The sequence below is a fragment of the Roseibium sp. JB4-4 genome, assembly GCF_055693425.1.
Map to the genome: position 1 here is coordinate 2,425,263 of NZ_CM146333.1, position 18,526 is coordinate 2,443,788.

22 protein-coding genes are annotated in these 18,526 nt (G+C 55.0%); 9 read left to right on the forward strand and 13 right to left on the reverse strand.

The features are described 5' to 3' along the window. Window positions 1–6: 6 nt before the first annotated feature. Together ACZ1HV_RS11225 and ACZ1HV_RS11230 are read right to left on the reverse strand one after the other, a co-directional pair. Complete coding sequence (locus ACZ1HV_RS11225) at window positions 7–318, reverse strand: hypothetical protein (RefSeq protein WP_472718127.1); 312 nt, start codon at window positions 316–318, stop codon at window positions 7–9. A gap of 20 nt (window positions 319–338) precedes the next feature. Next, window positions 339–890, reverse strand: a complete 552-nt coding sequence (locus ACZ1HV_RS11230; protein ID WP_472718128.1) for a hypothetical protein — start codon at window positions 888–890, stop codon at window positions 339–341. A gap of 407 nt (window positions 891–1,297) precedes the next feature. Between ACZ1HV_RS11230 and ACZ1HV_RS11235 the strand changes: the two genes are divergently transcribed. Beyond that, window positions 1,298–2,155, forward strand: a complete 858-nt coding sequence (locus ACZ1HV_RS11235) for an AraC family transcriptional regulator (protein ID WP_472718129.1) — start codon at window positions 1,298–1,300, stop codon at window positions 2,153–2,155. A 383-nt stretch (window positions 2,156–2,538) separates the two neighbouring features. Here the strand turns inward: ACZ1HV_RS11235 and ACZ1HV_RS11240 are convergent, their stop codons facing one another. Then, the gene (locus ACZ1HV_RS11240; RefSeq protein ID WP_472718130.1) at window positions 2,539–3,021 is read right to left on the reverse strand and encodes a MarR family winged helix-turn-helix transcriptional regulator; all 483 of its coding nucleotides are present in this window, start codon (window positions 3,019–3,021) and stop codon (window positions 2,539–2,541) included. Window positions 3,022–3,124: 103 nt separating this feature from the next. On the opposite strand from ACZ1HV_RS11240, the gene ACZ1HV_RS11245 reads away from it, so the two are divergent. The 5 genes from ACZ1HV_RS11245 to ACZ1HV_RS11265 all read left to right on the forward strand — a co-directional run bounded on the left by ACZ1HV_RS11245 (window position 3,125) and on the right by ACZ1HV_RS11265 (window position 6,995). Continuing rightward, on the forward strand, window positions 3,125–3,493 hold the full coding sequence (locus ACZ1HV_RS11245; protein ID WP_472718131.1) for an antibiotic biosynthesis monooxygenase family protein: 369 nt from the start codon (window positions 3,125–3,127) through the stop codon (window positions 3,491–3,493). A 38-nt stretch (window positions 3,494–3,531) separates the two neighbouring features. After that, window positions 3,532–4,617 (forward strand): CDGSH iron-sulfur domain-containing protein, encoded by a 1,086-nt coding sequence (locus ACZ1HV_RS11250; RefSeq protein WP_472718132.1) that lies wholly within the window; start codon window positions 3,532–3,534, stop codon window positions 4,615–4,617. Between the two features lie 21 nt (window positions 4,618–4,638). Next, window positions 4,639–5,172 carry a cytochrome b gene (locus tag ACZ1HV_RS11255; RefSeq protein ID WP_472718133.1) on the forward strand — a complete coding sequence of 178 codons (534 nt, stop codon included), beginning with the start codon at window positions 4,639–4,641 and terminating at the stop codon, window positions 5,170–5,172. Window positions 5,173–5,438: 266 nt separating this feature from the next. Further along, window positions 5,439–6,197: a DUF2189 domain-containing protein gene (locus ACZ1HV_RS11260; RefSeq protein ID WP_472718436.1), complete on the forward strand. Its 759-nt coding sequence runs from the start codon at window positions 5,439–5,441 to the stop codon at window positions 6,195–6,197. A gap of 336 nt (window positions 6,198–6,533) precedes the next feature. Then, window positions 6,534–6,995, forward strand: a complete 462-nt coding sequence (locus tag ACZ1HV_RS11265; protein WP_472718134.1) for a hypothetical protein — start codon at window positions 6,534–6,536, stop codon at window positions 6,993–6,995. A gap of 115 nt (window positions 6,996–7,110) precedes the next feature. On the opposite strand, the gene truA is transcribed toward ACZ1HV_RS11265, so the two are convergent. The 5 genes from truA to def form a co-directional block, all read right to left on the reverse strand. Further along, the gene (gene truA / locus ACZ1HV_RS11270; RefSeq protein ID WP_472718135.1) at window positions 7,111–7,932 is read right to left on the reverse strand and encodes a tRNA pseudouridine(38-40) synthase TruA; all 822 of its coding nucleotides are present in this window, start codon (window positions 7,930–7,932) and stop codon (window positions 7,111–7,113) included. A 13-nt stretch (window positions 7,933–7,945) separates the two neighbouring features. After that, window positions 7,946–8,482 (reverse strand): GNAT family N-acetyltransferase, encoded by a 537-nt coding sequence (locus ACZ1HV_RS11275; protein ID WP_472718136.1) that lies wholly within the window; start codon window positions 8,480–8,482, stop codon window positions 7,946–7,948. A 24-nt stretch (window positions 8,483–8,506) separates the two neighbouring features. Next, entirely contained in the window at window positions 8,507–9,445 is a 939-nt protein-coding gene (gene fmt, locus ACZ1HV_RS11280; protein ID WP_472718137.1) for a methionyl-tRNA formyltransferase, read from the reverse strand. Between the two features lie 124 nt (window positions 9,446–9,569). Next, on the reverse strand, window positions 9,570–10,202 hold the full coding sequence (locus ACZ1HV_RS11285; protein WP_298822149.1) for a MarC family protein: 633 nt from the start codon (window positions 10,200–10,202) through the stop codon (window positions 9,570–9,572). Between the two features lie 29 nt (window positions 10,203–10,231). After that, the gene (def, locus tag ACZ1HV_RS11290) at window positions 10,232–10,750 is read right to left on the reverse strand and encodes a peptide deformylase (protein ID WP_298960526.1); all 519 of its coding nucleotides are present in this window, start codon (window positions 10,748–10,750) and stop codon (window positions 10,232–10,234) included. A gap of 89 nt (window positions 10,751–10,839) precedes the next feature. Here def and ACZ1HV_RS11295 point away from each other — a divergent pair, with 89 nt between their 5' ends. Both ACZ1HV_RS11295 and ACZ1HV_RS11300 read left to right on the forward strand, forming a co-directional pair. Beyond that, window positions 10,840–12,060 (forward strand): DNA recombination protein RmuC, encoded by a 1,221-nt coding sequence (locus tag ACZ1HV_RS11295; protein WP_298822147.1) that lies wholly within the window; start codon window positions 10,840–10,842, stop codon window positions 12,058–12,060. 139 nt (window positions 12,061–12,199) lie between these two features. Further along, complete coding sequence (locus tag ACZ1HV_RS11300; RefSeq protein WP_298960529.1) at window positions 12,200–12,499, forward strand: hypothetical protein; 300 nt, start codon at window positions 12,200–12,202, stop codon at window positions 12,497–12,499. 32 nt (window positions 12,500–12,531) lie between these two features. On the opposite strand, the gene ACZ1HV_RS11305 is transcribed toward ACZ1HV_RS11300, so the two are convergent. From ACZ1HV_RS11305 to ACZ1HV_RS11315, 3 genes are read right to left on the reverse strand one after another with little or no spacing between them, the layout of a single operon-like run. Continuing rightward, the gene (locus ACZ1HV_RS11305) at window positions 12,532–13,413 is read right to left on the reverse strand and encodes a C40 family peptidase (protein ID WP_298960532.1); all 882 of its coding nucleotides are present in this window, start codon (window positions 13,411–13,413) and stop codon (window positions 12,532–12,534) included. A gap of 30 nt (window positions 13,414–13,443) precedes the next feature. After that, entirely contained in the window at window positions 13,444–13,794 is a 351-nt protein-coding gene (locus tag ACZ1HV_RS11310; protein ID WP_298822144.1) for a MarR family transcriptional regulator, read from the reverse strand. A 59-nt stretch (window positions 13,795–13,853) separates the two neighbouring features. After that, a complete protein-coding gene (locus ACZ1HV_RS11315) occupies window positions 13,854–15,248 on the reverse strand; it encodes a leucyl aminopeptidase family protein (protein WP_298982736.1) in 1,395 nt (464 codons plus the stop codon). A gap of 162 nt (window positions 15,249–15,410) precedes the next feature. On the opposite strand from ACZ1HV_RS11315, the gene ACZ1HV_RS11320 reads away from it, so the two are divergent. Further along, the gene (locus tag ACZ1HV_RS11320; protein WP_298822142.1) at window positions 15,411–16,217 is read left to right on the forward strand and encodes a tetratricopeptide repeat protein; all 807 of its coding nucleotides are present in this window, start codon (window positions 15,411–15,413) and stop codon (window positions 16,215–16,217) included. A gap of 292 nt (window positions 16,218–16,509) precedes the next feature. Here the strand turns inward: ACZ1HV_RS11320 and ACZ1HV_RS11325 are convergent, their stop codons facing one another. Both ACZ1HV_RS11325 and ACZ1HV_RS11330 read right to left on the reverse strand, forming a co-directional pair. Next, window positions 16,510–17,490 (reverse strand): type II secretion system F family protein, encoded by a 981-nt coding sequence (locus ACZ1HV_RS11325; RefSeq protein ID WP_298822141.1) that lies wholly within the window; start codon window positions 17,488–17,490, stop codon window positions 16,510–16,512. 10 nt (window positions 17,491–17,500) lie between these two features. Beyond that, window positions 17,501–18,520: a type II secretion system F family protein gene (locus ACZ1HV_RS11330; RefSeq protein WP_298822140.1), complete on the reverse strand. Its 1,020-nt coding sequence runs from the start codon at window positions 18,518–18,520 to the stop codon at window positions 17,501–17,503. Window positions 18,521–18,526 lie beyond the last annotated feature (6 nt).

An 18,526-nucleotide genomic window follows, 5' to 3' on the forward strand; every position in this document is an offset into this window, starting at 1 on the left:
GGTAAATCAATTCAATCCGTTCAAATAACCTGACGCCGAGCCGCTTCCGGACATGGAGAAAAAGACTCTGTTATCGCGCTCAGCGCTGTTTGACTGCTTCCGGACCCTGTTCCTCAGAGCCTCTGCTGTATTGGAAACCCCAACCTCAAGATTTGAATGATGTTCACCAAGGCTTGGATCAATCAGGCCATGCTGGTAACGGTCGACAAGCGCTTCAGGGAGATCAACCAGCCAGAAGTTTTCGTCAGAATGGAAGGACAGAAGGATCGTATAGGGGGCAATCCCGTGTTCTTTGATCATCGCCTCAATCAGAACCATGCCGTCATCAGGTGAAAGGCCTAACTCCTCGCGAATGGCCTGGGGGCTGCTGTGTATCTGTAGGCGGGCGGCGCTCTGCGCGGCAATCGAAAGAACAATGGTGGCTTTTCAAGCAGGCTGGGGCAGAGAGTCCCAATTTTCTCGATGAAGACCTTTCCGACACCGAAATCGTCGCCCTGAAAGGCAATCATGTGTTCAGCCGATTTGTAGGCAATCTGTTCGTGTCCGGCGAATTCGGCGGTGGTCGCATCACCGATCCAGACGTCGTTCTGGTAATCGACATCCAAAAGCGTGAATTCACATCCTGTGATCCCGATGCTGAAATTCCATTGATGCTCAAAAAGCCGATCTACGTCTCCCGGATTGCGCATCAGGATCTTGATCCCAATGACGCCAAATGGCGCTTCGCGTGAGATTATCTTTTGAACGGCACCGTCCTGAATATCAAAGACTATGGAGGTGTTCCACAAGTCGATGAGATGAGACTGGAACTCTGCGCCTATCGTATCAATCAGTCTTTCAACGCGGCCCTTACTTGGTGACACATCAGTCTCCGGTCTCTTTTTGGTCACTCATTTCTCCAGACCAATATATGTCATCCGCGCATTGTCAGTAACTCCCTGCCTTTGAAAAAAGCGAATCTGAAAAAGCGCGCCTGAAGAGGATTGGAAAGTCCGGCACATAAGGCCTACTTCCAATTCACAATGAACGGCTATTCCGCGCTCACCTTGTGAATTCAATCCGTCTGCGGTGAATGACGGCTTTCGGGAGCAAAGGGAAAACCGGCACACGTCCGATATGGGGGTGCAAAGCAGCCGTTTGTATCCAGTGCGGCAAACGTCTGGTTAGAGCCCAAAAGCGCAGGATGTTGCGTTAGGCACAAATAGCAGCCCTGGCTTCGCGAGCCATTCACATTCAGCAATACAAGCATACTGGACCTGACATAGGCTTTTTTAAAGCAAATTCGGGAGTTATTGGAATGGCAGCGGACGACCGCCCATTTGTTGGATATGAAGATCGGCTCAATCGCGTCCTTTCTTACATTTATGAAAACCTGGACGAGGATTTGAACCTCGACAAACTCGCCGACGTAGCCTGCATGTCCAGGTATCACTGGCATCGTGTTTTTCGTGCGATGACGGGTGAGACATTGTCAGAAGTTGTGCGAAGGCTGCGGCTGAACAAAGCGGCCAATGCGTTGATTGAGGACAACACTCCGGTTCGGACTGTCGCTGAGCAGGTCGGCTACAAGAACTTGGCGAGCTTTTCGCGCGCTTTCAAACTCACACATGGTGTTTCCCCGAACGCTTTTCGCGAGCAAGGCAACAAAATCAACATCTTCTTGACCATAAATCCGAAGGGAGACAATGTGTATCCTGTCACGGTGAAAGAACTTGAAGGCGTTAGAGCGGCCGGCGTCTCGCACATTGGTCCTTATCGTCTCATTGGCAGCGCTTTCAAAAAACTAGGCTGCTCGCTCATGGCCAATTCTCTGATGGACAACGTGGGCGAGTTGTTTGTCATCTACCACGATCCGCCTGAATCCAGACCAGATGCGGAGCTTCGGTCTTATGTCGCAGTTTCAATCCTTGGTGGCTTTCCAGACAAGTTGAGGGGTCTCGAATACTTCGATGTCAGCGGTGGCAAATATGCAGTTCTGGAACACACAGGACCGTATCCAACGCTCAAGTCAGCCTATGAATGGCTGTATGGGCATTGGCTGCCAAATTCTGGGCTGGAACCACGTGACCTGCCTCCACTGGAGGTTTATCTGAATGACCCAAGAGCGACGCCATCGACCGATCTGAGGACAGATATTCGGCTTCCATTGCAATAGATCGAAACATCAGGAGCGTGAGCTCGATACAGTCCTTTTGTTTGCTGCGTATCCCAATCCAAATTTCTTCCCAACCGGACGTTCGACGCTAACCAATCAACGGCAACTTTGTCCGCTTTCCGCGTTTCCGCTTGAAGAAGCGAACGTCCGAAATGGCGGCGTGAATTCGCCATTTGCCTCATGCGTGTCTCATCTCCAGCCTTAGCTTGGAGAGCAGCTGGTGCGAGAAGGATCAAGAATGGCTTGTCCGGTAGGTATCGTGAAACAACTGGGGAGCTGTTCAGCACACCTGACCTGACTTCAGCCCCGTGAGTTTTCCCGCTTGTGGGTCCGGTCCCGACGCCAATCAAAAACCGGCCGTCCTGAGCGTCGGTAATTCGCCCTCACGGGGAGCCTTCGTCTTGCGTGCTTGAGACCTCTTCGAGGTGTTTTTTCATGTGACCGATGACCTGTTGCGCGGTTGAAATGTCTGCGACGGAAAGGTCCTTTGAAAGGTCGTTTACCCACGGAACCTGCAACGCGATTGCGGCTTCAAACAGGGCCTGGCCCTTTGTGGTCAGCGCAACCAGATGCGCTCGCTTGTGATGCGGGTTTGGCTGAAACCCGACAATGCCTTCCTTTTCCAACTCGTTGACGATGCGTTGAACGCCCTGACGATGAACGCCCATGGTGCGCGCATGCCAGGCAACGGTCTCTGCCCGTTCGGCATAGGCGATTGCCCCGAGTATCTGCCATCTCGCGCTGGTCAATCCGAGCTCGGCTACGAGCCTGTCACCTGCCAGCTGCAGGCAACCGTTCAACCGGAACACATCCAATATCAGCGCCGTCACGGCTTCTCCTGCCTTTGTCCATTGCTCGTCTGCCATGCCAGCTCCTCATAGAATTTGACAACATGTTGTCATTATGTTTTAAACTTCCCTAACTGACAACATGACACCAAATTAGCGATGCAATCAAGGAGTGACCCCGATGGTCGAATTCAAGCCGCTTGATCCCGCCTTTCCGATCGAACTGCAGCTGGGGACCGAGGCCGGCCCGGTCGTTCTGGTCAACCTGTTCACTGTTGATCCGGAAGATCAGGAGGCACTGGTCGAGGCCTGGCGCAATGACGCCCTTTGGATGAAGAAGCAGCCAGGCTACATAAGCACGCAGCTGCACAAGGCGGTCGGTGAAAGCGGGATGTATTTCAACTACGCCGTTTGGGACAGCGTTGAAGACTTTCGCAACGCATTTGCCAATCCCGAGTTTCAACAAGCGCTCAGTCACTATCCTTCCAGCGCCGTTTCCGCACCGCATCTGTTTGAAAAGATCGCCGTTCCAAACTGTTGCACGGCCTGAAACGCGTTTTCTCACAGCGGCTTAATGAGGATTTTCCAATGAAAACTCGGGTTCACGCGATAGCAGGCGGCATCGGTTTCCTGATGATCCTGCTCTTTTGGACGTCAACCGCACTCACTGAATTGTTCGCCAGCCACGAAACGGTGGCGACGGTCAAAGCCCTGATTTTACGAGGTATGTTCATTCTCATCCCGGCGATGGTTATTGCCGGCGGATCTGGAATGACCCTGGGCAAAAACCGGACCGATGCCCTGGCAAGTGCGAAAAGGAAGCGGATGCCGGTGATCGCGGCCAACGGCTTGCTGATCCTGCTCCCGGCTGCCTGGTTCCTGGCGGGAAAAGCTGCTGCGGGCGAATTCGACACTGTTTTCTATGCCGTTCAGGTGGTGGAGCTGTGCGCAGGAGCTGCAAACCTGACCATGATGGGCCTCAACATTCGCGATGGGATCACCATGACGGGGAGACTCGGGCGTTTCAACGCCCAGAGCGCCGGCGTTGGTCAGCCCATAATCGAAGAACGTCCTTCCGGACCCCTGGTCGCCAAGAACGTTCCACGGCTCACGGGTGCCGCGGGAGAGCGGCTCAACGTCCAACCCGTGATGGCGTTGTGCCGTTGCGGTCAATCGAAGACCAAGCCTTATTGCGACGGATCCCATAACGACATTGGTTTTGTGAGCGAACCTTCGCCGGGCCGTACGCCCGACGAGCTGAGGGTCTTCAAAGGCAAGCAGATTGACGCGCACTACAATCGGCTTCTGTGCTCGCATGCCGGAGAATGCGGCAAGCGATTGAACACCGTTTTCGACACCACGCGAGACCCCTGGATTGTTCCTGACAATGCAGCCCCGGATCAGATCAGAGATACGGTTCAGGCTTGCCCGTCAGGCGCGCTTTCCTGGAGCGAACCAGGCGGGATGGCGATGCACATCTGCGGCAAAGACCCTGAAATCACTCTCGAGCGCAACGGGCCATTTCGCGTCACCAGGATCCGGCTCGCCTCAGGTGTTCAAGCCGAAAGCGCTTCAGCGGACAAATACGTGCTCTGCCGATGCGGCGCTTCCAAAAACAAACCCTTTTGCGATGGTTCGCATTCCGAAATTGGCTGGACCGAGCAATCGGCCTGAACGCCGTGAGTAAATGAACCGATGAAAAGCACACCTGAAAAATACGGATCCGTTGCCGTCACAATTCATTGGCTGAGCGCTGTGGTGATCCTGCTGCTCTTGGGTACCGGATTTCGCGCGACGGCGACGACCGACACCCTTTCGAAGGAGGCGATCCTGACGATCCATGCGTCTCTGGGGATGGCGATCTTGCTTTTGACGGCCGCCAGGCTTTTGTGGTGGGTATTTGCCGATCGAAAACCGGTTGCCGTCACAGGCAGCCCGGCCTGGCAAAACCTCACGGCTAAGTTCGTTCACGGGCTGTTTTACATCGTGATATTCGGCATGGCTGCAAGCGGCATCGGCATGCTGGTTCTTTCGGGGGCAGGCGCGATCCTGTTTGGCGGTGCAAACGCTCCGCTCGCCGATTTTTCCGACTTCGCACCACGCATTCCTCACGGCATCGGTGCACGCGTAATGATTGTTTTGCTTTTGTTTCACATTGGCGGCGCGCTGTTTCATCAGTTCATCAAGAAGGATGGCTCCATTGCGCGCATGTGGTACGGCGGACATTGAAGCGACCCCCGGTTGTCGCCGCCGGGTGAAATCAGCCACCAAAAATGAAAATGCAGCGAAATCTCTACATTAGACCTTAGAACGTAAGTCCTTCTCCCGATTGAGCCCGGTCTCTATCCGTGCCTAAAATCGAAAGCCCGCTGGAGGCGGGCGAGAGATTGAAGCTTTTGGGAGGAAGCTGTCGGATGACTGAAAACACGACCACTCCGGAAGAAGGTGCGCCGGCTTCTGCAAAGGATGCACCGGGCCCAACCGGGCTGCGGCCCATGCCTCAAGTCAGGAAGATAAACGGGAACGATGTGATCGACGCCCTGGCGGCCGGTCTTGCGGACATACGGCGCGCTCCGGTCTATGGACTGACGATCGGTGCCCTGTTTGCTGCCGGGGGACTGTTTGTGGTCTTGAGTGCCGCAGCTCTTGAAATGAGTTACCTGTCTTATCCTGCAGCAGCCGGTTTTGTTCTCATCGGGCCCTTTGCGGCGGTTGGACTTTATGAAGTAAGCCGCCGCCTTGAAAGCGGTGACGAACTCTCGTGGAAAACGGTGCTCGGAACCATCTGGGCACAAAAGGGCCGCGAACTCTCCTGGATGGCCTTCGTGGTGCTCTTCATCCAGATCATGTGGATGTATCAGGCCCGGTTGCTGCTGGCGCTGTTTTTGGGATTTCGCTCTTTCGCCTCGTTCGATGAATTCCTGACCCAGGTGATCACAACGCCTGAAGGCCTGATGTTCCTGGCCGTCGGCCATGTTGTCGGCGCGATCCTGTCGCTGCTTCTCTTCTCATTGACCGTTGTTTCCTTCCCGTTGCTTCTGGAAGACGACCGCGACTTCATCACTGCGATGATCACCAGCGTCCGCGCCGTCGTGACGTCGCCTGTGCCGATGATCGGCTGGGCAATTGTTGTGACCGCTGTGCTGATTGTCTCGATGGTACCGGCATTTCTCGGTCTGATCTTGACCCTCCCGATCCTCGGTCATACGACCTGGCACCTTTACAAGAAGTGCGTGGTTCTGCCGGAGGAATAAACCGGCAGATAAATGGCGATCCCGGCTATTGCATGAACGGGGCATGAGCCGGGCAGTCATCCGGAGTGTGTGTTCGCAGCCGTCCAGGGGAAATCGGCTGACAGTCATAAAGAAAACTTCGCTTAAATCTTGAACGAATGGCTTTCGACTAAGCGATAGCGTTCTGACTGACACTGTTTTTCGATTGAACCGCTGAGGAACCAAATTCGTCTTTAAACAATCAATTCATGTTCAAAAATGTATTCAATTCACGTCCAGCCTGTGAGAACCTGAAATCCTTGATGGTGGCGCGGTGAGGCCCCGATCCGGTTTTCATTTGAAAGATAGAGACGACGCATGAGCGATGCCACAGCAGTCAGGACGCCCTGGTCGGGAATAACTGGAATGATGGCCGGTGCAATCGCGCTGATCCTGGCGCTCTTCATTCACAGTGCTGGTCCGTTCGATCCCCAGCCATCTATCGGACAGTCAATTGGGGAAATCGCAGCAGACATTCGTACATCTGCTCTCAAAGGCCTCAAAGGCGAAGCTCAAACGGCAGCCGAAGCCAAGGCATGGAGCCTGGATCGCATCCTCTCAGCGTCAGCTTATGTACTCGGCGGGATCGCCATCATCCTCGGCGTTGTCGGCTTTGTCCTGAAGGAGAACAGGCGTATTGTCATCGCGGCAGTCGGTTTCGGTGGTTTAGCAGTCGGATTTCAACTGTTTGTCTGGACAGTCATGATCATCGCCGGCGTGATTATCATCGGATACATATTGGCAAATCTCGGTGGTATTTTGGGCGACTTTTCCGGATGAAAGAGATCGTTTGAGCGCACTTGTGTTTTCTGCTTTCAACACTCTTCCGATTGGGGAGTTGCGCTGGTCCTGTTGAATTGCCGCAAGGCCGCAAATGACTGACGGATGGAATGCCTTAGGCTTCGCCGTCTTCTTCCGCTTCCATCACAGCCTTGCGCTGCTGCCAGTCCTTCAGAAGTTCAATGTCCATCTCCACTGAACGATAGTCGACGCGGGTGAGATACAATCCATCTGCCGGAGCAACCGGTCCGCAGGCCTTGCGGTCTCGCGCTTGTAGTGCCCTCGTGATGTCACCCGGGCCCCATTTCCCCTCGCCGACCAGACGCAAAGTGCCAACCATGGAGCGCACCTGATTGTGCAGGAACGACCGTGAGGAACATTCGGCGATGACGAATTCTCCCTCCCGAGAGACGCTGAATTCCTCAAGTGTCTTTTCCGGGCTCCTGGCCTGGCAGCGCGAATGGCGAAATGTCGTAAAATCATGATGGCCCACAAATTCCTGCGCGGCGGCGTGCATGGCATCGGCGTCCAGTTCAGGCTTCACATGCCAGGCAAGCCCCAGTTGATGGGTCAGTGGCGGCAAGCGATTGTGGATCCGATATCGATAGGATCTGCGAATTGCAGAGAACCGCGCATCGAAACCTTCATGCATTTCTTCAACGCCCAGGATCACGACAGGGTCCGGCTGGCAGTGAAAATTCATGGCGCCCATGATGGTTTTTACCGGCCAGGGTTTGCTCAGATCCGCATGACAGACCTGACCTGTCGCGTGCACCCCGGTGTCCGTCCGTCCTGCGCCACCAATCGTTACGGCTTCACCCGTGAACGCCTTTAGGGCACGCTCAATCACGGCCTGTACGGACGGTCCGTTGGACTGGCGCTGCCAGCCGCAAAAGGGCCGGCCATCATATTCAACCGTCAACTTGTAGCGTGGCATTCCCGGCGCCGACCTATTCGAACTCTTGAAACGGCGTTGCAAACGCCACTTCGATGGGCAGATCGCGGGTGCCGGCATCCGTCAAGCCCAGGGCCATGAACGCAGCCCCGGCATAAGGCCCCTGGACCTTCCGGGCCAACTCGGCATCAAAACCGAACCTTGGGAAGAAGGCCGGCGGCCCGAGAACCAGAACCAGATCTTCGCCGTTTTCCTTCAAGGCTTCGAGCGAAACGCGCGTCAGCGTCGTGCCGATGCCCTTGTTCTGCCTGTCGGGTGCAACGGACACTGGAGCAAGGCAGGAAATCTGCATGGCCTGGCCCGCACCTATAGCAGCCGGTGTTACCCTGCTATAGGCGACATGGCCGACAATCCGATTGGTTTCATCCAATGCAACCTGTTCCAGCACCAGAGCTCCGCAGTGACGCAGTGTGCTCACCAAACGGGCTTCCCGGTCGGACGGAAAGGCCGCCGAAATCAGATCCCGGATCTCGCTTTCATCAGCCGGGGTAACGTTCCGGACTGTCAGGTTGGGAATGGCGGTCGGCGGCATTGTTCTTTCTCCTGTCGTTCCAGACTAGTCCAGAACCACCCCTTCAGATAGGGAAACCCCTCGCAGAAACTCCTCGCCGCTCATCGGCCTTTTTCCTGCCCGCTGAAGTTCGTCCAGTCGTAAGGCCCCTTCCGCACAAGCAATCACGGGCACTCCATTTGCAGATATCACCGTTCCCGGTGCACCGCCTCCGTCAGATAGGGCGCTTCGCAGGATCTTCACCCGCTCTGGCTTGGCACCAAGCGTCATTTCGCACCAAGCTCCGGGAAATGGCGACAACCCCCGAATATGATTGTGGACGTCGCCCGCTGTTTGTGACCAGTTGATGCGCGTTTCCTGCTTTGAAAGCTTGGCTGCGTATGTAACACCCTCCTCAGCCTGCACCTTTTCACCAAGCGCGCCTCTAGAGAGCGCTGCCAGCGCGCGCACCATAAGATCTCCGCCCAGCGCTGAAAGGTGATCATGCAGTTCGCCTGCGGTCATGTTTTCGGTGATCACCACTGATTCAGACATGCAGACCGGGCCGGTATCAAGCCCTTCTTCCATGCGCATCACCTGCACCGCGCTTTCCTTGTCGCCAGCCATGATGGCCCGATTTATGGGCGCCGCACCGCGCCAGCGCGGCAACAGGGAAGCGTGCAGATTGAGGCAACCGAATTGCGGTGCGTCCAGAACCGCCTTCGGCAGCAATAGTCCGTAGGCCACGACAACGGCGACATCCGCGTTGAGGTCCGCAAACCGGACCTGTTCATCTTCGCTCTTCAGGCTGGTAGGCGTAAACACGGGGATACCGAACGATTCCGCAGCTTCATGAACCGGAGACTTTTTCAGCTCCATTCCACGTCCTGCCGGGCGTGGCGGCTGCGAATAGCATGCGACCAGATCATGTCCCTGGCCGACAATTTCCATCAGAGTCGGCACCGAGAAATCCGGAGTGCCCATAAAAACAACACGAAGAGACATGGAGGTCCTGAGGCTTTAAAGGATTTCGTCCCTTATTGCGTCTTGAGGCGTGCCTTGCAAGCGTTTGAGTCAGGTTGTTCAAGCGATTGCAGCGAAGGAAAGCGGCATCCTCCTGCGCTGCGGACTATGCCAGGCCGGGCAACAACACCTTGAGACTTCCTGCCATCATTTCCATGGCAATCGCTGCCAGGATCATACCCATCAGGCGGCTCATCACACTGTTTGCAGTTTGACCGATGAAGCGAGACAGAAACGGCGCAGCAAAGAAAGTCCCGACAAGCAGCGCGATTGCGGCCGACACACCCGCGACATAAGCAATTTCCTGCTCCAATCCGCTGACTTGCCCTCTGAAAATGATCATGGTCGAGATCGATCCGGGTCCGAGCAGAATTGGGACTGTCAATGGATAGATTGCAGGATTGTCCTGTGACTTCATGTGTTCCTTTTCGGAGGACGTGCCGTGATGGGCCTGCGTCTTCTGGCCGCGAATGAGGTCCAGTGCAATCAACAGGATCAAAAACCCGCCGGCGAGCCTGAATGCGTCCAGCGAAATTCCGAAGACCTTCAGCACGATGTCACCACTCAGCCCGATGAAAACCGCACCAATGCTGAGACTGATCAAAAGCGTGAACGCAACCTTGCGTTCAAACGCCGGCCCCCTGTCAGCGGTCAGCGACAGGAATACCGGCAAATTGGCAATCGGACTCATGATGGCGAAAAGCGCGGCAAAGATTTTCAGGAAGAACTCCTGATCCATATGCTCTGCCCCTTCTTATTCCCCGGAGATTAGCTTCGTCCGGCCTGTTTTGCCTGTTTCGTGAATTTCTTCACGACGCGATCACGCTTCAGTTTTGACAGATAGTCAATGAACAGCTTGCCGTTCAGGTGATCAAGCTCATGCTGAATGCAGGTCGCCAAAAGGCCATCGGCCTTGATTTCCCGCTCAGCTCCCTCCCGGTTCAGAAACTGGATTGTCACTTCGGCCGGTCGCTCGACATCCTCAAAAAACTCAGGGATCGAGAGGCAACCTTCCTGATAGACCGACAATTCCTCGCTGGACCAGACGATTTTCGGGTTGATGAACACCATCGGTTCTTTCGGCGCGTCTTCCTTGGCGACATCGAGCACGAAGATGCGTTTTAAAATTCCAATCTGACTGGCAGCAAGGCCGATGCCAGGGGCCTCATACATTGTTTCCAGCATGTCGTCAGCAAGCGCACGGGCATCATCATCGACAGTATCGATGGGAGCGCAGATCTCGCGCAGGACCGGATCCGGAATGGTGATAATAGGGCGTATCGTCATGCGACTGACATAGGCAATCACGCCGCGCCGGTCAACGCGGAATTCCGCTGCTTCCCAACCGTTTTCAACGTACTTCGACAGGCGGCTGGATGGGCCTGTCCACCGAATCGTTCTATGTTTGTTTCATGAATGAGATCCTGTTTGAGTTTGGCGGACGTCCCGTCACGGTTCTTGAAACCGCGATCACGGGTGGTTTGCTGCTGCTGACGCTTATTGTCTGGCTGGTTCTGAAAACCATGCGTGAAATCCGTTTGCGTGCAGAGGCCGACACAGCCTCGGCCGAACGCATCCACGAACTTGAAAGCCACTTGTCTCAATTGCTGAAAAGCCAGGGCGAGATGACCGGTCGCATGCAGACGATGGCTGAAGTCTTCGGTTCCAGGCAATCGGACATGATGCGCGCCGTCAACGAACGGCTCGACGGCATGGGTCACAAGCTTGGACTTTCCATGGCCGATACCAGCAAGCAGACGCAGGAAGGTCTGCGTCACGTGCACGAGCGGCTGGCCGTCATCGACCGCGCCCAGCGGACGATTACCGATCTGTCCGGTCAGGTTGGGCAATTGCAGGCGATTTTGTCCAATAAGCAGACGCGAGGTGCCTTTGGGCAAGGCCGGATGGAAGCCATCATTCAGGACCAGATGGCACCCAGTACCTATTCGTTTCAGGCAACTCTTTCCAACAACAGCCGTCCGGACTGTTTGATCCACATGCCGAACGGGGCACCTTCCCTTGCCGTTGACGCCAAGTTCCCGCTGGAGGCATTCAATCTGCTCCGGAATGCAGAAAGCGACGATCAGCTCAAATATGCACAAGCCCAGTTCCGACGGGATTTTTCAAAACATATTCAGGATATCGGCGAGAAATATCTTTTACCGGGAGAAACTCAGGATACAGCGTTTCTGTTCGTGCCTTCGGAAAGCGTCTTCGCGGAACTGAACGAAGGCTTTGAGGATCTCGTCCAGAAATCGCACCGGGCACGAGTGGTGATCGTTTCACCGTCATTGCTCATGTTGTCGATCCAGGTCATACAATCGGTCCTGCGAGATGCCAAGATGCGGGAACAAGCTCACCTCATTCAAGCGGAAGTTGGGCACCTGATTGCCGATGTCAGCAGATTGAACGACAGGGTTGGCAAGCTGCAGTCCCACTTTGCGCAGGCGAACAAGGACATCGATCAGATCCTTATTTCAACCGACAAGATCTCCAAGCGCAGCCGCAAGATTGAGGACCTGGAGCTTGGGGAGCTTGAAGGAAAGGGACAGGAGGAGGCCGCGTCCGAGCCTCAGATGGCGCTAACGCCCAAGTAATGACGGCTTGCTTCAGGTGTTTACCTGCCAACCTTGAAACGTAAACTGGTCCAACTTCAGCACGACGCCTGAACCCGGTTTTTGATAGCACTAGCCCGATTTCAACGCGGCTCATCATGTTTCATCATAGGAGTGTTCCATGCCCAACGCAGTGACGATGGATGTTTCCCAAACCGAGCCGCCGACCACTTTTTCACCACCTCAACAAGCGCTCTGGTGGTTGAAGAAAGGAACGCTGAAGCTGGGCCCTGAATGGGAAAAGGCGCATGAAATCTGTCAGGCCTCGGAAGGGGAAGCCGCGCATGACTGGATCCATGGTCTGTGCCACCTGATCGAAAACGATCCTGGAAATGCAGCCTACTGGTTTCGCCGCGCCGGCCGGCCAAACAGCACAAACGACATTGCTGTACTATGGCAAGAAATTGCGGAAACGATCTGATCTGGCGCTGAACATGGGTCGTTCCAAACAGCTTATGCGGACCTCACGGGCGGCAAGCGGCGAGCGCGCGTGATTGCTCCCCATTCGGTGTCGGCAATCCTCTTGATGGCCAGATCCAGGGGTTCATGCGAAACTGTCATGGTGTTTCCGTTTGCGTGCAGCAACACGTTAGGGCGGGTCACAATGCCAACGTGGCCGCGCCAGAATATCAGGTCCCCGCGCCGGAATGCCGAGGGATCTTCGTGAGGGATCTCCTCACCGACCTCATCTTCCTGCATGTCACTGTCTCGTGGAATGTCGATACCGGCCGCTTGCGCCGCCAGCTGGACCAATGCCGAGCAATCAAGTCCCAGACTTGTCCGGCCACCCCAAAGATATGGTGTGCCCAGAAACTCCTCAGCAACAGCCACCCAGTCGTGATCCCGCGCTTCAAGCGAAACCAGATGCTTTGCAACGACCGCAGACCCATCGCTCAAGAGCGCGTAGTTCAGTCCCCGCGTCTCAGTCTCGTCGACGACAGTAACCAGAGACCCCATAGACAAAAATCCGAGCTGGGGAAACTTCAGATCGGGACCCGGGTAGCGGAAAGTGCGCAAGGCGCGGACGCGATGCGTTGCCGCTCTAATTGGACCAATACCATCGGATGAAAACCAGCCGACATACCCGTCGGTGTCCAATTGCCCCCAGGCCCAGCCCTCGGCCGTTTGCTCGAACACTGTTACCCATTCGCCGCATAGGGCCTCGGTGTCGATCGAGAGGTCGAACCTGGGATCTGCCCGCAAGGCCAGACGGTCCGCCATTACTTGAAAGATCTCTCCTTCGATGAAACGGCTAACCTGCACACGCCCCTCATAGTCAATTGAGGCAAGGTCAGGCCGGACAGGATGTCGACGGCGATCAAGGGTCTCATTCATGGTTTCTCAACACGAGCCAGATTTCAAAATTCAGCGAGGCAGTTCCTGGGCCTTTTCAACCACAAGATCTCCAAGCTGCTCCAAATAAAGCGCGCCTTCAACCGTACGGGTGATAATAACATTGCGTTTGTCGGCTTCGTCCCGTTTCCGCGAGAGAAGGCGCATGCTCCCCAGCGTGTCGAGTGCACGCGTGATGGCCGGTTTTGTGACGTTCAGTTTCGCGGCAAGTCCCCGTACCGTATGTGGCGGCGGTTCCAGATAGACGGTGAGCAATATCGTCATCTGGCGCGCAGACAAATCCTGTTCGCTGTCGCGAACCAGCGCCAGATTGACTTCATGCAGCAATTTCAGCGCCTGTGACGCTCGAATATCGACAGCCATGGATCAATGGTTCCATCCCGTTTTCTTAGCGATAAGAGCACAAAAACGTTTCGGAGCCGTTATTTTACAGATGCGAACTTTTCGGTGATCAGGTCGAACAAACACCTGATGCCCTGAGCCTCGCCACCCGCTGGTCTTCCTGGTTTTTCCATCGGCGTCCAACCGTAAATGTCGAAATGGATCCAGCTTTCGGTGTTTTCGACAAAGCGTGACAGGAACAGAGCTGCGGTGATCGAACCGGCAAAGCCTGTTCCAACCGTGTTTATGTGATTGATGTCGGCGATCTTGCTGTCGAGATACTTAAGGTAGGGCTTCCAGAGCGGAAGGCGCCACAATGGGTCGCTGGCAGCTTCCGAGAAGACCGCCACATCCTCGGCGAGTTCCTCATCGTCGGTGAAATAAGGTGGCAAATCCGGACCGAGGGCCACGCGTGCAGCCCCCGTCAACGTTGCCATATCGACAAGCAGGTCGGGCTTGTCTTCATCTGCCAGGGTAAGCGCGTCACCGAGCACCAACCGGCCCTCAGCGTCCGTATTGCCGATTTCAACCGAGAGGCCTTTTCGACTTTGCAGAATGTCGCCGGGCCGGAAGGCCGAACCAGAGACCGCATTTTCAACACAGGGGATTATCACCCGAAGCCTCACAGGCAGCTTAGCACCCATGATCATGGATGCCAGCCCGAGCACATTCGCCCCGCCGCCCATGTCCTTTTTCATAAGGCTCATTGAAGAGCCGGGTTTCAGGTTCAATCCACCCGTGTCGAAAATCACGCCTTTGCCAACAAGCGTAATTTTGGGATCATCATCCCGACCCCAGCTGAAATCGGCAAGACGGGGAGCCCGTGAACTGGCCCGGCCGACGGCATGTACCATCGGAAAGCCTTCCTCAAGAAGATCGTCACCGATGACAACCCTTCCGCTTCCACCATGCGCCTCAAAAAGGTCCGCTGTTGCCTTTGCAAGTTCCTCGGGACCAAGATCGTTTGCCGGTGTGTTGATCAGATCTCGGGTCAGTTGAACACCATCAAGGATGGTTCCGATTCGTTCCAGATCGACAGCATCGGGAACTGCGAGGCGACGTTCATTGGTATCCTTGCTGCGGTACCGAGCAAAGGAATAGCTGGAAAGCGCAAACCCGAGAGCTGCCTGTTCGGGATCCGGAAAGTCATCCTCCAGATGGTAATCTCCCGCGGGAAGAGTTTTTGCCAGACTTCCCAGCGCCAGGGCATGCGGCAACCCCTCTTCCAGTACGCCAAACAATACAGCAGCAAAACCGCCATTTTGGGACGGAACAAGCAGGACGGTAGATACCTTTCCACTGTAATCGTTGGCTTCGCACCAGGCTCGGGCCGGGTCCCCCAACTCGGCCAGAATACCAGGCAGGCTTTGCTCTGTGACCGCGATGAGGGGAGTAGAAGTTTTAACTTCGCTTTTGCGAACGAGGCACTGGCGCACGTCTGGCACTCCGAAATTAGAGACAGGTCTTCAACCACAAGACCTAGGACGATGAGGACGCGGGTGCAACATCATGCCAGGCAGGACCAGCATTTTCGCATTTCGCAATGCCGCTTAACCATCCATTAGGGTTAATTATCTATTTCTCATAGGGAAACGAGAATGCTGCGGACAACAAGGATGTTGAAGATGCACGCGCCCAGAACCGGATCCGTGAAACGACGCTCACGCCTGAATGCCACGCTGATGGCGATGACCGCGGTTGTGCTGCTTGCAGGATGCGCATCCAACAAGTCCAACACAGGCACGCACTCCCCTGCCAACGGCGGTCACTATACGACACCTGGCTCAAGTTCCGCGCGGGCTGCCGTTTCCAAATGGTCGCAAGCCTATGAGAAGGACCGGAAAAACCGGGCCGCAATTCTTGGGTATTCCAATGCCCTCAGCCAGAATGGTCAAATGCCGCAGGCAATGGCGGTGTTGCGCGGTGGTGTGATAGCCCACCCGAAGGATCGTGAAATCGCATCTGCATATGGAAAAGTTCTGGCCATGAACGGTCGGTTCAGTGAAGCACTCAATGTGCTGCAAGGTGCACAGCAACCGGCAACACCGGACTGGAAACTGATGTCTGCACAGGCGGCCATACTTGATCAGACCGGCGAGCACGCAAAGGCGCGCAGCCTTTACAAGCAGGCATTGAAGATCGCACCCGATGATCCGACCTTGCTCAACAATCTCGGACTTTCCTATCTGCTTTCCAATGAGCTGCCGGATGCGGAATATACGCTGCGCCGTGCCTCGACCCTGCCGGGTGCAGATAGCCGCGTTCGTCAGAACCTGGCGTTGGTGCTTGGTATTCAGGGAAAATACGACGAAGCCATCCAAGTCGCTCAGGCAGAACTGGACCCGCGGCAGGCACAGGCCAACATCGCTTATCTTCAGGAAATGATGAAAAAGCGACAGGGTTAAAGCCGAGAACCTTTTACTTCCAAGTGTGAAACCTAAGCCTGAAACGGGCGTCCTATATTGGGCGCCTGTTCTGCCTTTAGGACCTAGCAAACAACGATAGATCCAACAGACCCGCATCGTTCGGCTTGCAAATCAGGACTGCCCATCCAACACCTGTGTCGAATGGCGGCATTTCTCAACATTGCGAGAGAGAGCCAGGAACGTTGTACTCAGTTCAACAACACAAAGAAGGCGCGCTCCAACTCTGATGGAACGCGCCTCGCAGGAGTGCTTTCAGTCAAAGGCTTGGCACCTATTCGGAGAAGGTCTCTATAACCTGGATCACAGCTGGTCCCATGATGATGAGGAACAGGACCGGCAGGAAGAACATGATCATCGGAACCGTGAGCTTCGGCGGCAGGGACGCAGCTTTTTGCTCAGCCAACTGCATCCGCTGTTCGCGTGTGTCGTCTGCCATGGTGCGCAGTGCGGTGCCAATCGGTGTACCGTAACGTTCGGCCTGAATAAGTGCCATCATCACGTTTTTCACACCGTCTACACCAGTCCTCTTGGCAAGGTTTTCATACGCAATGCGGCGGTCACTCAAATAGGAGAGTTCCGCAGTCGTGAGTGTCAGTTCCTCGGCCAGCTCAACGGACTGGACGCCGACTTCCTCGGCAACACGCCTGAAGCCCTCTTCAATAGACATGCCGGATTCAACACAGATCAGCATCAAGTCGAGCGCGTCTGGCCAGGCACGTTGGATCACCAGTTTACGTTTATCGATCTTGTTTTTGAGATAAATGTTGGGCGCAAACGCTCCAACGCCGGCAAAGGCGATACAAAAACAAAGTTTTGAGAATGCCGGTAATGTGTCCGGCATGACCACGAAAGCATAGAAGGTCGCAAACACGAAGATGACGAGCGGCAACGCAATTCGAGCCGTCAGGAAGTAATAGAGAGGTGCTGAGCCGCGATAACCCGCCATTCTGAGGTTCTGGATCGTGTTCTCATCTGAGAGCATTTCTTTCAGATTCAGGCGGTCAACCAAGCTCTTCATCTGCGCCTTCGGCTGGTTGCGCAATGCCGCTTTCGCATCACCTTGATTTGCCTGAAGACGGGCACGCTCGCGCGCTCGCATCTGATCTCGCTCCAGTGCAACCGACTTCATGCGCGACTTCAAAGTGTCGCGTGACAGGAGCGGCATCACGAGAGAGAAAATCGTACCGGTGACTGCGATCATCGCAAGGACAGCGGCGGCAAATTGGGTCGAAACGATTGTATCAAGATCCATGTCGCCGCCCCTAGAAATCGAAGTTGATCATCTGCCGCATGACCATGATGCCCGTGAACATCCATATCAGGCCGCCGGCAATGATGATGTTGCCTGTCGTAGTTTCAAAAAGGATCATCACGTAACTGGGTGCGATGAAATAGATGATGCCGCCGACAAAAAAGGGCAAAGAACCGATGATCGCAGCAGAAGATTTCGCTTCCGCACTGAGAGCCTTGATTTTCCGCTTCATCGCCTTTCGGCCACGCAGAACCCTGGACAGGTTGCTGAGTGCTTCCGCCAGTCCGCCACCAGCCTTTTGCTGGATCGCCACCACGATGGCGAAGAAATTCGCTTCCGCAACAGGCACGCGATCCGGCAATCTGCCAACCGCATCGCCGAGCGAAATACCCATCACCTGCGTTTCCGTAATCTTTCGGAATTCTGTTGCAACTGGCTCGCGTGCTTCCCGTGCCACAACTTTGATGCAGTCACTCAATGGAAGACCCGCTTTCACACCGCGGACAATGATGTCCACGCCGTTCGGCAGTTCATCGAGAAATGCATTGAACCGACGCTTGCGTTTGTTGCCGATATACCAACGCGGGAAGCCGAGCAGTCCGGCAAAGGCAAACGCAATCCCGATCCATAGGTTCCCTGAGGCAATTAGAGAAACCACGAAGAAAATCAGACTTGAGATTATGCTGAAGATGATGAAATGCTTCATTTCCCAGCTTAAGCCAGCCTGCTCTATCAGGACTTTGAGAGAAACTTTTTTCTGTTTGTCCTGTTTGGACTTCTGGCGTTCTTCAAAGTCTTTCAGCTGATCCTGAATGGATCTCTTTCGCCGATCCGTGTCGCGCAACTGATTACGCTGGTTTTCGTTTTGCGGTCGTGCGGCCACAGCTTCGATACGCTGATCGCGCTTCTTGCTGCCGGAAAGCGTTGGCTGAAAAAGACTATAAATGATCCCGCCAACCGCAAACATGACAAGCAGTGCAACGGCGATACCGGTGACTTCGGGCGTAAGAAATTCTTCAAGTCCAGACATAGACAG

Bases quoted from the DNA above. Each gene is read 5' to 3' on its own strand.
- ACZ1HV_RS11275 (WP_472718136.1), bottom strand. From the start codon at position 8,482: ATGCCGCCGACCGCCATTCCCAACCTGACAGTCCGGAACGTTACCCCG.
- ACZ1HV_RS11325 (WP_298822141.1), bottom strand. From the start codon at position 17,490: ATGGATCTTGATACAATCGTTTCGACCCAATTTGCCGCCGCTGTCCTT.
- ACZ1HV_RS11255 (WP_472718133.1), top strand. From the start codon at position 4,639: ATGAAAAGCACACCTGAAAAATACGGATCCGTTGCCGTCACAATTCAT.
- ACZ1HV_RS11265 (WP_472718134.1), top strand. From the start codon at position 6,534: ATGAGCGATGCCACAGCAGTCAGGACGCCCTGGTCGGGAATAACTGGA.
- ACZ1HV_RS11295 (WP_298822147.1), top strand. From the start codon at position 10,840: ATGGGCCTGTCCACCGAATCGTTCTATGTTTGTTTCATGAATGAGATC.
- ACZ1HV_RS11235 (WP_472718129.1), top strand. From the start codon at position 1,298: ATGGCAGCGGACGACCGCCCATTTGTTGGATATGAAGATCGGCTCAAT.
- ACZ1HV_RS11225 (WP_472718127.1), bottom strand. From the start codon at position 318: ATGGTTCTGATTGAGGCGATGATCAAAGAACACGGGATTGCCCCCTAT.
- def (WP_298960526.1), bottom strand. From the start codon at position 10,750: ATGACGATACGCCCTATTATCACCATTCCGGATCCGGTCCTGCGCGAG.
- ACZ1HV_RS11260 (WP_472718436.1), top strand. From the start codon at position 5,439: ATGCCTCAAGTCAGGAAGATAAACGGGAACGATGTGATCGACGCCCTG.
- ACZ1HV_RS11245 (WP_472718131.1), top strand. From the start codon at position 3,125: ATGGTCGAATTCAAGCCGCTTGATCCCGCCTTTCCGATCGAACTGCAG.
- ACZ1HV_RS11240 (WP_472718130.1), bottom strand. From the start codon at position 3,021: ATGGCAGACGAGCAATGGACAAAGGCAGGAGAAGCCGTGACGGCGCTG.
- ACZ1HV_RS11320 (WP_298822142.1), top strand. From the start codon at position 15,411: ATGCTGCGGACAACAAGGATGTTGAAGATGCACGCGCCCAGAACCGGA.
- truA (WP_472718135.1), bottom strand. From the start codon at position 7,932: ATGCCACGCTACAAGTTGACGGTTGAATATGATGGCCGGCCCTTTTGC.
- ACZ1HV_RS11310 (WP_298822144.1), bottom strand. From the start codon at position 13,794: ATGGCTGTCGATATTCGAGCGTCACAGGCGCTGAAATTGCTGCATGAA.
- ACZ1HV_RS11250 (WP_472718132.1), top strand. From the start codon at position 3,532: ATGAAAACTCGGGTTCACGCGATAGCAGGCGGCATCGGTTTCCTGATG.
- ACZ1HV_RS11305 (WP_298960532.1), bottom strand. From the start codon at position 13,413: ATGAATGAGACCCTTGATCGCCGTCGACATCCTGTCCGGCCTGACCTT.
- ACZ1HV_RS11330 (WP_298822140.1), bottom strand. From the start codon at position 18,520: ATGTCTGGACTTGAAGAATTTCTTACGCCCGAAGTCACCGGTATCGCC.
- ACZ1HV_RS11285 (WP_298822149.1), bottom strand. From the start codon at position 10,202: ATGGATCAGGAGTTCTTCCTGAAAATCTTTGCCGCGCTTTTCGCCATC.
- ACZ1HV_RS11300 (WP_298960529.1), top strand. From the start codon at position 12,200: ATGCCCAACGCAGTGACGATGGATGTTTCCCAAACCGAGCCGCCGACC.
- fmt (WP_472718137.1), bottom strand. From the start codon at position 9,445: ATGTCTCTTCGTGTTGTTTTTATGGGCACTCCGGATTTCTCGGTGCCG.